Annotated in this window: 13 protein-coding genes, 1 tRNA gene and 1 pseudogene; 13 read left to right on the top strand and 2 right to left on the bottom strand. The window is 48.2% G+C overall.

Features of this window, described 5'->3' with window-relative positions:
* Nucleotides 1–8 precede the first annotated feature (8 nt).
* From pepF to ESZ91_RS08655, 12 genes are all read left to right on the top strand, one after another.
* Nucleotides 9–1793: an oligoendopeptidase F gene (pepF, locus tag ESZ91_RS08710; RefSeq protein ID WP_129226332.1), complete on the top strand. Its 1785-nt coding sequence runs from the start codon at nt 9–11 to the stop codon at nt 1791–1793.
* Between the two features lie 21 nt (nt 1794–1814).
* Complete coding sequence (locus tag ESZ91_RS08705; protein WP_129226329.1) at nt 1815–2360, top strand: YcxB family protein; 546 nt, start codon at nt 1815–1817, stop codon at nt 2358–2360.
* A gap of 19 nt (nt 2361–2379) precedes the next feature.
* Nucleotides 2380–3936 (top strand): replicative DNA helicase, encoded by a 1557-nt coding sequence (dnaB, locus tag ESZ91_RS08700; protein ID WP_129226322.1) that lies wholly within the window; start codon nt 2380–2382, stop codon nt 3934–3936.
* Nucleotides 3937–3939: 3 nt separating this feature from the next.
* Entirely contained in the window at nt 3940–4932 is a 993-nt protein-coding gene (locus ESZ91_RS08695; RefSeq protein WP_129226319.1) for an L-threonylcarbamoyladenylate synthase, read from the top strand.
* A 7-nt stretch (nt 4933–4939) separates the two neighbouring features.
* Nucleotides 4940–5380, top strand: coding sequence for an arsenate reductase/protein-tyrosine-phosphatase family protein (locus ESZ91_RS08690; protein WP_129226317.1), 441 nt, complete (start codon nt 4940–4942; stop codon nt 5378–5380).
* A 1-nt stretch (nt 5381) separates the two neighbouring features.
* Nucleotides 5382–5831 carry a ribose 5-phosphate isomerase B gene (gene rpiB / locus ESZ91_RS08685; RefSeq protein ID WP_129226315.1) on the top strand — a complete coding sequence of 150 codons (450 nt, stop codon included), beginning with the start codon at nt 5382–5384 and terminating at the stop codon, nt 5829–5831.
* A 34-nt stretch (nt 5832–5865) separates the two neighbouring features.
* On the top strand, nt 5866–6495 hold the full coding sequence (gene upp / locus ESZ91_RS08680) for a uracil phosphoribosyltransferase (protein ID WP_129226313.1): 630 nt from the start codon (nt 5866–5868) through the stop codon (nt 6493–6495).
* Nucleotides 6496–6551: 56 nt separating this feature from the next.
* On the top strand, nt 6552–7844 hold the full coding sequence (locus tag ESZ91_RS08675) for an amidohydrolase (RefSeq protein ID WP_161971110.1): 1293 nt from the start codon (nt 6552–6554) through the stop codon (nt 7842–7844).
* Nucleotides 7845–7847: 3 nt separating this feature from the next.
* Nucleotides 7848–8690 carry a mechanosensitive ion channel family protein gene (locus tag ESZ91_RS08670; protein ID WP_129226309.1) on the top strand — a complete coding sequence of 281 codons (843 nt, stop codon included), beginning with the start codon at nt 7848–7850 and terminating at the stop codon, nt 8688–8690.
* The gene (locus ESZ91_RS08665) at nt 8687–9151 is read left to right on the top strand and encodes a hypothetical protein (RefSeq protein ID WP_129226307.1); all 465 of its coding nucleotides are present in this window, start codon (nt 8687–8689) and stop codon (nt 9149–9151) included. The genes ESZ91_RS08670 and ESZ91_RS08665 overlap by 4 nt, the downstream gene beginning before the upstream one ends.
* On the top strand, nt 9151–9846 hold the full coding sequence (locus ESZ91_RS08660; RefSeq protein WP_129226305.1) for a Type 1 glutamine amidotransferase-like domain-containing protein: 696 nt from the start codon (nt 9151–9153) through the stop codon (nt 9844–9846). The genes ESZ91_RS08665 and ESZ91_RS08660 overlap by 1 nt, the downstream gene beginning before the upstream one ends.
* Before the next feature lie 28 nt (nt 9847–9874).
* Nucleotides 9875–9961 (top strand) — tRNA-Leu (locus tag ESZ91_RS08655).
* A 101-nt stretch (nt 9962–10062) separates the two neighbouring features.
* Here the strand turns inward: ESZ91_RS08655 and ESZ91_RS08650 are convergent.
* Together ESZ91_RS08650 and ESZ91_RS08645 are read right to left on the bottom strand one after the other, a co-directional pair.
* Complete coding sequence (locus ESZ91_RS08650; protein ID WP_129226303.1) at nt 10063–11343, bottom strand: tyrosine-type recombinase/integrase; 1281 nt, start codon at nt 11341–11343, stop codon at nt 10063–10065.
* A 105-nt stretch (nt 11344–11448) separates the two neighbouring features.
* Nucleotides 11449–11847: a helix-turn-helix transcriptional regulator gene (locus ESZ91_RS08645; protein WP_129226301.1), complete on the bottom strand. Its 399-nt coding sequence runs from the start codon at nt 11845–11847 to the stop codon at nt 11449–11451.
* Nucleotides 11848–12017: 170 nt separating this feature from the next.
* On the opposite strand from ESZ91_RS08645, the pseudogene ESZ91_RS08640 reads away from it, so the two are divergent.
* A pseudogene (locus ESZ91_RS08640) lies at nt 12018–12471 on the top strand (hypothetical protein); the annotation flags it as partial.

The following is a 12471-nucleotide window of genomic DNA, read 5'->3' as shown; positions in this document are numbered from 1 at the left end:
GAGATAATATGGAAAGAAGTTCGGTCGAAAACAAATACAAATGGAAAATAGAAGATATTTTCGCCTCTGACGAGGAATGGGAAAATTACTTCAAAGAGACGGAAAAATATCTCGATTTTAAACATTATGAGGGAACGCTGACAAGCGCGGAAAACGTGGCGAAAATGTTCCGCGCGCAGGAAGAGGCGTCCATACGGATCGAGCGCCTGCACCTGTACGCCCATATGCGCCACGACGAAGATTCCCGCGCGTCGGAATACACGTCCATGCAGTCGCGCTCCATGTCGCTGTACGTGCAGTTTTCTTCGGCGATCTCCTTTGTCGATCCCGAACTTACGGCGCTTCCCGCAGAAATTTTACAATCGTTTGCGACCGATAAACGCCTTTCCGATTACGACTATTATTTCCGTCAACTCATCCGCGGCAAAGAGCATATTCTCTCCGCGAACGAAGAAAAGATCCTTGCCATGGGCGGCGAAGTGTATTCTCAGTTTCACGAAATTTTCGGCATGATCGACAACGCCGATATCAAGTTGGGCTGCGTGACCGATGCCGACGGCAATGAAATTCCGCTCACGCACGGCATGTACGGCGTGATTTTGCACGGCGAGGACAGGGAACTCAGGAAAAAGGCGTTTGAAGCATATTACGACGCTTATATCTCCCTGAAAAATACCATTGCCGCGACGTATTTCGGTAACGTCAAAAAGGACGTATTCTTGAGCCGCGCGCGCAACTATTCGTCGTGCCTCGAAAGGGCGCTCGACGGCGAGGACGTGAACGTCGTCGTCTATAAAAACCTTCTCGATTCCGTGGACGCGAGCCTGCCTTCCATGCACCGCTATATCCGCGACCGCAAGAAGATCATGAAACTCGACGAACAGCACATGTACGACATTTACGCACCCCTCGTTTCCGATGCGGAAATGAAACTTTCGTATGAAGAGGCGTGCGATCTGGTCGTCCGAGGGCTTGCGCCTCTCGGCAAAGATTACCAGGCGCTCCTTCAAAAGGGATTTAGCGAAGGCTGGGTCGACGTGATGGAAACAACGGGCAAGCGCAGCGGTGCGTACAGCACGGGTATTTTCGGACTGCACCCTTACGTGCTTTTGAATTATCAGCCGACCACGCACGACGTTTTCACCATCGCGCACGAGATGGGGCATTCGCTGCATACCTATTTCTCCAATCAGAATCAGCCCTACGCGAAAGCGGATTACCGAATTTTCGTGGCGGAAGTCGCAAGCACGGTCAACGAAGTTTTGCTTTTGAAATACGTGCTTTCCACGACGGAAGACGTGAATCTCAAAAAATATTTGCTCGCCTATTATCTGGATACCATCCGCACGACGCTGCACCGTCAGACAATGTTTGCGGAATTCGAATACGTCGCGCACGATATGGTGGAAAAAGGCGAAGCGCTCACGAGCGACAATCTCTCCGCCGCGTATCTCAAACTCAACGAAAAATATTACGGCGACGGGATCGTGCACGACTGGCAGATCGCCCACGAATGGTCGCGTATCCCGCATTTCTATACTTCTTTCTACGTCTATAAATACTCGACGGGCATCATCAGCGCGATTTCCATCGCCTCGCGCATTCTCAAAGAAGGGGAAAGCGCCGTGCGCGATTACAAGGCGTTTCTCTCGTCGGGCGGCAGCGACAGTCCCGTGGAACTTTTAAAGATCGCGGGCGTCGATCTAACCGAGCGCAAGGCGTTCGACACCGCCATGCGCGAATTCGACGACACGCTGAAAGAATTCGAAACATTGAACGGAATCGAAAACTGATTTAGTTTACGAAGGGTAAAGATGGTCAAGGCACATTATCAAAATGATCTGAACGAATACAAGCGTTTCGGTATTTTTCATACGCTGCGCGCCCGTTGGTGGTATATCGCCATGCTGTCAGGGCTGTTTTTGGTGTGCGGAGCGGGACTTCTTGCGCTCGGTATTTTGCGCGGCGATGCGGGCATCGTCAGTTGCGCGGCGATCTGTTTCGTCGTGGCGTGCGGATTTCCCTTTTTAAATTGTTATTTGCAGGTCAGCCGCATCAAGCAGAGCGTGGCGCGCAACCGCAATTTCAATGAAACCGAACAGCATTTCACCTTTTCGGAAGAGGGACTCTCTCTGCAGATCCGCATCGGAAACCGCGCGAGCGATTACGAGGTTCCCTATGCGCAGATTTTGAAAGCGTATGAAACAAATACGAATTTTTACTTGTATATCGGCAGGGCGCAGGCTCTGATCATCAACAAAAAAGACGTGGACGAGGGGAGCGTGGACGAGTTGTGCGCGCTGCTCCGCAAAGGGCTGAAAAAGCGGTTCCGCGAAAAGAAGAAACTGCGGAAATCGTAAGTTTCTTCGGAGAAATACTATGGCAAAAGAAAACGAAAACAACGAAATCAATAAAACGAGCGTAATGCCGAACAATCTCGAAGCGGAACAGGCGCTGCTGGGCTGTCTGCTCATCGATATCGACACGCAGACGGATATTCTCGATAAACTCACCGAAGAGGATTTTTATCAGGAATCGCACAAACTGATCATCGGCGCGATGAAACGCGTGTTCAACGAACGCAAGCCCGTCGATCTCGTAACGCTGTCCGACGAACTGGAAAATTCGCAATCGCTGGACAAGGCGGGCGGGCTCACCTATATCACGGATCTTGCGAAACTGACCCCTTCGGCTGCGAATTACAAATATTATCTGGACATCGTCAAGCGCGACAGCGTGAACAGAAAACTGATCCGCGCGTCAAAAGACATCATCGAACGCGCAATGAGCGGCGCGGAAGCGGCGGAAAGCGTATCGTATGCGGAAAGCCTCGTCTTTGACGTTTCCAAAAAGATGGATACTTCCACGCTCGTGGATATGCGCGAAGACGACAGTTACGACCGCGTACTGAGCAAATTCGAGACCATAACTACGGATAAGAATGCGCTTCGCGGCATATATACGGGCTTTACAAAGTTAGATAAAATGACGAACGGGCTGCAAAAATCCGACTTTATCGTTCTGGCAGCCCGCCCCGGCGTCGGTAAAACGACGATTGGCATGAATATCGTCGAGCACGCCGCGCTCGTGGAAAATAAGGTCTGCGCCGTTTTTTCGCTGGAAATGCCGCGTATCCAACTTGCCCAGAGGCTCATGTGCTCGTATGCGCGCGTCAGCATGTCCAAAGCGCTTTCGGGCGAACTTTCGCAGGGCGACTGGAAAAATCTTTGGAAAGCGAGCGCCGCTTTGAAAAAAGCAAAGATTTACATAGACGATTCATCGAAAATTTCTCCCGCCGAGATCCTTTCCAAATGCCGCAGATTGAAGACGCGCAAGGACGGGCTGGATATGATCATGATCGACTATATTCAGTTGATGGAAATGGGCGGCAGGCTCATTGAAAACAGACAGCAGGAAATCGCGAATATTACGCGAAATCTGAAAATCATGGCAAAAGAACTGGACGTGCCCGTTCTGGCGCTCTCGCAGCTCAGACGTATTTCTTCAAAGGAAGAACCGCAACTTTCCGACCTTAGAGAATCGGGCGCGATCGAGCAGGATGCGGACATGGTCATGTTTATTCACCGTCCCGACGTGGCTGCGACGGAAGAGGAGATCAAGAGCGGAAAGATCATCAAAGACGCCGCCGATCTCATCATTGCCAAACATCGTAACGGCGAGTTGGGACGCGTCAAACTGCGTTTCCGCGGCGACCAGGTCCGTTACGTCAACCCGCCTCCCGGATTTCTGCCCGACGAACCGGGTGAGGTCGGACGCGACGATGTGCCCGAAACGAACGATTCCGAAGGTTTCGTCGATCCGGACGACGTGCCTTTCGATTATATGGCGGAATACGCCGTCGCCGATGCAGGTTCCGAAAACGGAACGGACGACGACATGCCGCCGTTTGACGATTTCCCGCCCGACGAGGAGTAGACGATGCAGACGCTGCTGAAAAAAATCACGCCGCAGTCTCTGAAAGAGGCGAAAGAGATTTTACTTTCCGGCGGGGCCGTCGCTTTTCCCACCGAAACGGTGTACGGTTTGGGCGCGGATGCGCGCTCGGACGACGCAGTGGAACAGATTTTCCGAATCAAGGGCAGGCCGTCGGACAATCCGCTCATCGTACACGTGCACAGCGATTACGATCTGAGCGTACTCGTCAAAAACGTAAAGCCTTATGTGCAGGCGCTGCGCGAAGCCTTTTTGCCGGGGCCTTTGACTCTCGTGTACGAAAGCAGAGGCACGGTCAGTCCCAAAGTTTCCTGCGGGCTGGAAACGCTCGCTGTCCGCGTGCCTTCGCACGCGGGGGCACAGGAACTGCTGCGATACGTGGATATGCCGATCGCGGCGCCTTCCGCCAATATTTCCAAGCACGTAAGTCCCGTGACTGCGGAGCATGTGTATGCCGATCTCGCGGGCAAAGTACCGCTCATTCTGGACGGAGGGCAGTGCAGCGGCGGCATCGAGAGCACCGTTTGCGACGTGACGGGCGATATACCCGTCGTTCTGCGCAGCGGGCTTATCTCCCAAGAGATGATCGAAAGCGTGGTGGGGTGCTGCGAAACGTACACTCTCCGCGCGGGCGAAGCCGCACGTTCGCCCGGCATGAAATATAAACATTATTCCCCGCGATGCCGCACGAAATTATTTCCGAGCGAGGCGCTCGCCGATGCGGAAAATTGTTTTCGGGAAATCGTCGAAAGCGGCGAAACATGTTATATCCTCTGCGAAAATGCCGTCTGCGAACGGTTTCCGTCCGATCGCGTTTTGGATTTAGGCAAAAATGAATTTGAAATGGCAGCAAATCTCTACGATCTTCTGCGCCGCGGCGAGCGCGAGGCGGACGTGATCGTTGCGATCGAACCCGCAAAGAAAGACGGCGTGATGGCGGGTGTTTTGAACCGCCTGCGCAAAGCGTGCGCGGAATAGGCAGCCTATGAAAAGAAGAAAAGTATTATTTATATGTACGGGAAATACTTGCCGCAGTCCCATGGCGGAATCGATCCTGCGCGCAGAGATAAAAAGACGGAAAATAAAATTCGTGGATTCCGCATCTGCAGGTATTTTTGCGGAGAACAGTCTGGAGATCCATCCGAACAGCGCCGCCTGCCTTACCTGTCACGGCATTGATTTTTCCAAATTCCATCCGCGCCAACTCAATCACAAAATGATCGAAAACGCGTATGCCGTCATCTGCATGACGGACGCACAAAAAGAACTTTTAAACGGTTTTTCCAACGTATATTCCATTCGGGACGTCGCGGGATTCGATATTCCGGACCCGTTCGGGCGGGGCGCGGAGGAATACCAAAAGACTTACGAACTTTTACTCGTAGCGGTCGATAAAATCATCGAAAAATTTTTCACGGAGGCTTGATATGAAAATAGCGATAGCGTGCGACCACGGCGGTCTGGACTTAAAGAGGACGGCAGTCGATTATCTGCATACGCACGGATATGAAGTCGTCGATTTCGGTACGAACGAGGCGTGTTCCTGCGATTATCCCGATTTCGCGCTTCCCGCGGCGGAAGCCGTTGCAAACGGAACGTGCGATCGCGGCGTAGTGATCTGCGGTACGGGCATCGGCGTTTCGATTGCGGCGAATAAGGTCAAGGGAATACGCTGTGCGCACTGCCACGATACCTATTCCGCAAAATATACGAGACTGCACAACGACGCGAATATGCTCGCGTTCGGCCAGCGCGTGATCGGCGAAGGGTTGATGCTGGAAATTCTGGAAACCTTTTTGACCACCGGTTTCGAAGGCGGCCGCCATCAGAAACGTATCGATAAGATCACGGCGATCGAAAATAAATATTTCAAATAGAAATTCAAATTTATACAAAGGGAGAATTGAAAATATGTCCAAGGTTTACTTAATGGAGCACCCGCTCGTGCGGCATAAAGTCACGATGCTGCGCGATAAAAACACGAGCACGAAAGATTTCAGGGAACTGGCGGAGGAAATTTCTCTTTTGATGGCGTATGAGGTCACGAGGGACCTTCCGTTGGAAGACGTGGAAGTGGAAACGCCGATCTGTAAAACGACGGCAAAAGTAGTATCAGGGCGCAGTCTCGGCATCATTCCCATTCTCCGCGCGGGGTTGGGTATGGTGAACGGCATGCTGAAACTCGTGCCGAACGCGAAAGTCGGGCATATCGGGCTGTACCGCGATCCGCAGACTTTAAAACCCGTGGAATATTATTGCAAACTCCCCGCAGATGCGACCGAGCGGACATTGATCGTCGTCGATCCTATGCTCGCGACGGGCGGCAGCGCTGCCGCAGCCATCGGTTTTTTGAAGGACAGGGGCTGTAAAAATATTAAATTCTGCTGTCTGATCGCGGCGCCGCAGGGGCTGAACGCTTTACAGGCGGCGCATCCCGACGTGGATATCTTCGTGGCGGCGATGGATGAAAAACTCAACGATCACGCGTACATTGTGCCCGGGTTGGGCGATGCGGGCGACCGACTGTTCGGAACCAAATAATTTTTCGTAACATGATGCCGCTGATTCGAAGCAGCGGCATTTTTCTATGGAGCCATATGAAGTACAGATTTTTTAATGCAAACGTCATGATCTCTCCCGAACAAAACATTTTCAAGGGGGAATTATGTACGGACGGGGCCGATATCGTCTATGTCGGCAAAAAGAAAAACGAAGGTTTTATTGCCGATCGCGAAATAGACTGTAACGGAAATCTTTTGATGAGCGGTTTTTGCAACGCGCATTCGCACGCGGCAATGAGTTTGTTTCGCGGCATAGCGGACGATCTGCCTTTGGAAAAATGGCTGTTCGACCGCATATTTCCCATGGAAGACCATCTGACGGAAGATGACGTTTATTGGGGAACTTTGCTACAGATCGCGGAATTTGTGAGAAACGGAATCACTTGTTTTGCCGATATGTATTTCTATCCCGATACGATTTATGAAGCGGCAAAAAAATCCAATCTGGCAGTCGCTTTATGCGGCGGCATAAACGGCGAATCCAATGAAAAAGATCTGCGGTTTATACGGGATCACGTGGATTTGTATAGTACTATGTCTGACAGAGTCCGCTATATTATAGGCCTTCACGCCGAATATACCTGCGAAGAAAATTTGATCTCGGACGTATCGGATATTGCGGCTGAATACGGTTCGAAAACGTATATTCATCTTTCCGAAACGCTCAAAGAAGTGGGCGACTGTACGGTGCGTCACAATCGTCTGACCCCGCCGCAATATCTTCATAAATTGGGCTTTTTCGAAAACGGAGGGCTTGCCGCGCATTGTACCTATTGCGATAAGGACGATCTCGCGCTTTTAAAGCAATGCGGCGTCGTGCCCGTCGTCAATGCGGCAAGCAATTTAAAACTTGCCTCGGGCGTTGCGCCCGTCTATTCCATGCTCAGATCGGGCATGAAAGTGGCGCTCGGGACGGACGGCTCCGCGAGCAACAACGCGACTTCGATGTTCCGTGAAATGTACTTGTTTTCCTGCCTGCAAAAAGAAGCAATGAAGGACGCTTCGGCAGTCAGCGCGGAGGAAGCGCTGACCGCCGCGACCGTGAACGGCTATGAGGCGCTCGGATTTCGCGGCGGAGTTTTAAAAACAGGTAATTTTGCCGATATTATACTTATCGATCTAGCCGCGCCCAATATGCGGCCACTTTCCGACGTAAAAAAGAATCTCGTATACAGTGCGGATTCTTCCAACGTTCTCATGACCGTCGCGGGCGGGAAAATCGTTTACGAAAACGGAAAGTACGATATCGGGGAAGAAATTTCGACCATTTACCGCGAAGCGGAACACCGCCGAGACAGGTTATTGCATGAAGCGGGATTTAAGGAGTAAACAATGAACGAGATTTGGGAAACGATCAAAAATTTCTTTATCAACTTTTTCCAGAACGGCGCTTTGACGATCGTGCGCTGTATTGCGTTTTTCATTTTAGGGCTGATCATTCTGAAGATCGTGCGCAGCATCGTGGTGCGTACGACTATGAAGAGCCGATTGGACAAGTCTGCCGCCACTTTCATCATTTCCATCGTGACGGTCGTCTTATATATCGCGCTCGTGATCGTCGTCGTCAGTGCGCTCGGCTTTTCTACCGCGGGCATCATCGCTGCGTTTTCCGCGATCGCGCTCGCCGTCGCACTCGCTTTGCAGGACAGCCTGGCAAGCCTTGCGAACGGCATTATCATTATATTTACCAAACCCTTTAAAAAAGGCGATTACGTAGAGATCAACGGCAAAGACGGACTTGTGCAGGATATCAGGTTGTTCAATACAAAGATCGTTACTTATAATAATGAAGAAATTCTTCTTCCGAATAATCAGATCCTGGGATCGACGCTCATCAATTATAGCACGATGTCGCTGCGCCGCGTGGTCATCGAAGTTCCCATTCCGTACAGCGCGGAACTTTCCGAGGTCAAAGAAATTTTGCTTTCGACGTTGAACTCTCATCAGGACGTCGTCAAGACGCCCGCGCCCGCGGTCGTTCTCGACGGGTACGGGGACAGCGCCCTCAAGTTCAAGGCGCGAGCCTGGACGCCCAACGAAAAATATTGGGATACGCGCGCATCTCTGTTCGAAATGATTTTTAATAACCTTCGAGAAAAGGGAATCGAGATACCGTTCAATCAACTCGACGTACACCTGCAAAGAGATGAGGAAAAGGAGGCGAACGCGCAATGACGACGACGGAATTGATCATCACGTATATTTTTTACGGCGCCATCATCGTAATCGGCCTGATCGTGCTCGGCATCATCCGCAAAAAGTCCAAGACGCCCGCAAATTCAGAGATCAAGCAAAAACTTTCCAATATCGTGGAAAAATTCGATGCGCTCATCAAGCAGATCGATACGGGTAACACAGATTACTATAAAATGTTCAGACAAGTTACCAATATCGTTTACCGTATTGATACGGCGGTCATTTATGTATCCGAGGCGGCTGAGCGCGAACGGGATACAACGTACGATAAGATCCGTATCAATCTGGAAAATGCGCGAGGCTATATCGCGTCTTATAAATTCGAGAAAAAGTCCAACTATCACATAGAGGATTTTATAAAAGCGAGGGCGTCGCTGCAAGATTGCATTTCGACGATGGAAGGCATTATGGACAGAGGAAAAGCACTGAAAGGAAACTGATGGATAAGACGATCATCGCAATCGGTGGCGGCGAACTAAAAACAAAGACCACCTTGAAGATCGACGGATATATCGCCGATCTCGCCAAATCGCGCGCGAAAGCGGAGCGCGCCTACGGGCTGTTCATTCCCACGGCGAGCCACGATTCCATGCCGTATTTCAATAGTTTCCGTAAAACCTATACGTCCGTTTTCGATATCAAGGCGGACGTGGCGCTGACCGTTTACAATGAAATGAGTTTAGATAAGATTCGTGAAAAATTCAAAAAAGCGGATTTCATTTACGTTGGCGGGGGTGATACGGTGTTCATGCTTGAACACTGGAAAAAGAGCGGAATGCTGGAACTCATAGAAGAGGCATACGAAAGCGGTACGGTCGTGTGCGGATTGTCCGCCGGGGCGATCTGTTGGTTCGACAATATCTACACCGACTCTGCAAGTGTCGTCGGCGGACAGCCTTATGCGATGCACAAAGGGTTGGGTTGGATCAAAGAAAATATTTCTCCGCATTATAACCTCAGAGTGCTTGACTTTGATAAAATTTTGCTATATAATAATATAGCTGCGATCGGGTTGGAGGACAACAGCGCGATCGAAATAACCAACGGTAAAATCCAAAAAAGTATTTCCGCAGGCGGAAACGCATATCGGATTCGTGTTGAAAACGGCGCCTTGGTTAAAACAATAATCGAATAAATCTTTTGCCTTTTGGGCAAAAGCATATGCGAGTGTGGTGAAATTGGCAGACGCGCTAGATTCAGGTTCTAGTGGAGGCGACTCCATGCAGGTTCAAGTCCTGTCACTCGCACCAAAAACACAATATATAGTGGGTATTGCATAGCGATACCCACTATATTTATGTATAGAAATTGTTTTTTTCCTGTTTTTTTGGGGAGTGATTTGGGGAGTAAATCAATAGTTGAGTTTGAGGGCTTCCGCTTGTTGGTACTCTTCTGAAAAGTGGGTATAGACGCTTGCGGTGACGTTGTTTCCCAAACTGTGCCCAACCCATAAACTGACCAGATCGCGCTCGATTCCGCACTCGCGCGCACGCGTGACAAAAGTATGGCGCAGATCGTGGGCTTTATGCTTTGGAAGAAATTTTTTAATCGTATTCGTTACGGAACTTTCGGCGAATTCGAACAGGAAACTTTCGGGTGCACCGCAGTCCATAGTCAATAAAAGCATTCTCAATTTTGGGAAAATAGGAAATTTTCGAGTAACGATTTGGCCCTTTTTTAAGTTTTTAACCTTAGCGCAGTAGCAAGTAACCGTGTTGTTTTTTAAGTCGATATCTTTCCATTTCAAATGAAGCGCTTCGGTTCTTCTTACACCAGAATAAAGCATAAACAAATAAATTTTTTCAAAACTGTGGTTTCGCAGTTTTTCAACCAACTCTAATTCTTCTTGTTTAGTCAACGCCAAACCGGACTCCCTTTGATGCTTAGGGATAAGAACTGCGGAAAGGGGGCTTTCTTTTAAGTACTTATTGGAAATAGCAAAAGAAAATATGCCGCGCAGGAGTGTAGATACTTCTTCGATAGTGCGGGTCTTACCCTGTTCATACAAATCGTTGACTACGTTTTGAATATCGAGCGGTGTAATTTTATCGATCGGTTTACCGCCGAAATGATTTAAGATATGGTTGCGATATGTAACCAGGTTGTTTTTAAAACTATCTTCATGCAAAAGCGGCTTTTTCACTTTATATAAATAAATTTCAGCAATCTCGGCAAAGTTCTTTTTTGAACCTTGTCGGGGTTGTTTTTTTAAGTCAAAAATAAATCTTTTAAATTTCTCTTTTGCGATATTTAAGTTTTTTGAGGAAAAAGATTCATTGTAACCATTGCGACGATATCGGATCTCCCAAACTCCATCATCGCGTTTGCGCGGTTTTCCGTCTTTTAAAAAAGGCATATCGTTTAACTCCTTTTCTGAAAAAACGTCGCTGATTTTAATATTGTTGTTATTTGAGCTTATCTCTAATTTGGGTAGAGACGGAAATGGTTCCAATTTTTGTGCTCTTTGTTTTTCTTCGGCTGCATCATAAATATCTCGAACAATATCTAAAATGCCGCCTAATAAGCCGTTCATGGATTGATGGAATTCGAAAGCCGTTTGTTTTAATGTCAGAACGGTTTGAGTCAACTTTTGTACATCAAATTCAAAAATATCGTACTTTTTAGTCATCATTCATCCTCCCGTATAAAGTTATACTTAGGATACTATTTTAAAGTTGAATGAAAATGAAAAAAAGTAGATATGTAAATAATACCAAAATTACCAAAAATTTCCAACTTATATGTTATCTAATGTTCTCGGTTTCGTGAGTCGCAAAATCGAATCATAGAAAAACTTTTGCATTTCGGGATGGAGTATTCGATAGCGCTTGATCATCTCCGTCTCCTCATCGGTCAAATTCAGATCATTGGTCGGCAGTCTAAGTGGCTGCCGGTTTTCTTGATGCTGAAAATCATTTCTTCGATTAAAATCGCCTATTGTTTCTAATCCAGCGAGATAATCTATTGTAACTCCGAAATATTTGGAAAGCATAATGAGATCCTCGATACTTGGCTCATTTCTGCCTTGTTCCCAGTTGCTAACGATATATCGTTCTAAGTTTAAATTTTTTGCTAATTGTAACTGAGATAAATTATTTTCAGTTCTTAAACCTTTTATGATGTCTTTAAATGGCATAATTTGCTCCTCCTTTACTCTTTTGTGTAAATTATAGCAAAAAATGCTCGATAGTACTTGACAAGAGCAAAAATTACTCTTATAATAAAAACAAGTAGAGCAAATAATGCTCAAACATGGAGGTTAAAAAAGAGATGAGCACAAAGGCAGCAATGAGCGGGAACGCAGGCATGGCAGCGACACCGGCGGAACAGAGCACTCCGTTGGAACTATGGAAGGAAAAGAACTATTTAGAATTGCATTCGGAAATATTGGTGTACGGCAGGTTAACGTGCGAAAACCTTTTGCAGATGGCTAAGGGGTTAAAACGCATGAACGATGAGAAACTGTTCAAAGCGGGTGGCTATTCTACATTTGAAGAGTACACGGAAACCGCGCTCGGCATCAAAAAGAGTCAAGCGTACACGTACATAAAAGCACTGGATACGCTCGGCGATGAATTTTTCCAGTTGACTGGAAAAATCGGTATCACAAAAATCAGCCTTTTGGCGGATTTGACAGAAACGGAACGGGAAGAACTCACGCAAACGACCGACGTCGAATCGACGACTGTCAAAGAATTAAAGGCAAAGATCGAAGAATTGCGCGGGGAAGTGGCGGAAAAAGAGAATAAGATCACCGAAT

The organism is Candidatus Borkfalkia ceftriaxoniphila, from assembly GCF_004134775.1.
Lineage (GTDB): Bacteria > Bacillota > Clostridia > Christensenellales > Borkfalkiaceae > Borkfalkia > Borkfalkia ceftriaxoniphila.
This window is presented reverse-complemented; position numbering and strand designations above follow the sequence as displayed.

Coding starts and splice junctions, on each gene's coding strand:
- ESZ91_RS08705 (WP_129226329.1), top strand. CDS start 1,815: ATGGTCAAGGCACATTATCAAAATGATCTGAACGAATACAAGCGTTTC.
- ESZ91_RS08670 (WP_129226309.1), top strand. CDS start 7,848: ATGAACGAGATTTGGGAAACGATCAAAAATTTCTTTATCAACTTTTTC.
- ESZ91_RS08665 (WP_129226307.1), top strand. CDS start 8,687: ATGACGACGACGGAATTGATCATCACGTATATTTTTTACGGCGCCATC.
- ESZ91_RS08660 (WP_129226305.1), top strand. CDS start 9,151: ATGGATAAGACGATCATCGCAATCGGTGGCGGCGAACTAAAAACAAAG.
- ESZ91_RS08645 (WP_129226301.1), bottom strand. CDS start 11,847: ATGCCATTTAAAGACATCATAAAAGGTTTAAGAACTGAAAATAATTTA.
- ESZ91_RS08675 (WP_161971110.1), top strand. CDS start 6,552: ATGAAGTACAGATTTTTTAATGCAAACGTCATGATCTCTCCCGAACAA.
- ESZ91_RS08695 (WP_129226319.1), top strand. CDS start 3,940: ATGCAGACGCTGCTGAAAAAAATCACGCCGCAGTCTCTGAAAGAGGCG.
- dnaB (WP_129226322.1), top strand. CDS start 2,380: ATGGCAAAAGAAAACGAAAACAACGAAATCAATAAAACGAGCGTAATG.
- upp (WP_129226313.1), top strand. CDS start 5,866: ATGTCCAAGGTTTACTTAATGGAGCACCCGCTCGTGCGGCATAAAGTC.
- rpiB (WP_129226315.1), top strand. CDS start 5,382: ATGAAAATAGCGATAGCGTGCGACCACGGCGGTCTGGACTTAAAGAGG.
- pepF (WP_129226332.1), top strand. CDS start 9: ATGGAAAGAAGTTCGGTCGAAAACAAATACAAATGGAAAATAGAAGAT.
- ESZ91_RS08690 (WP_129226317.1), top strand. CDS start 4,940: ATGAAAAGAAGAAAAGTATTATTTATATGTACGGGAAATACTTGCCGC.
- ESZ91_RS08650 (WP_129226303.1), bottom strand. CDS start 11,343: ATGATGACTAAAAAGTACGATATTTTTGAATTTGATGTACAAAAGTTG.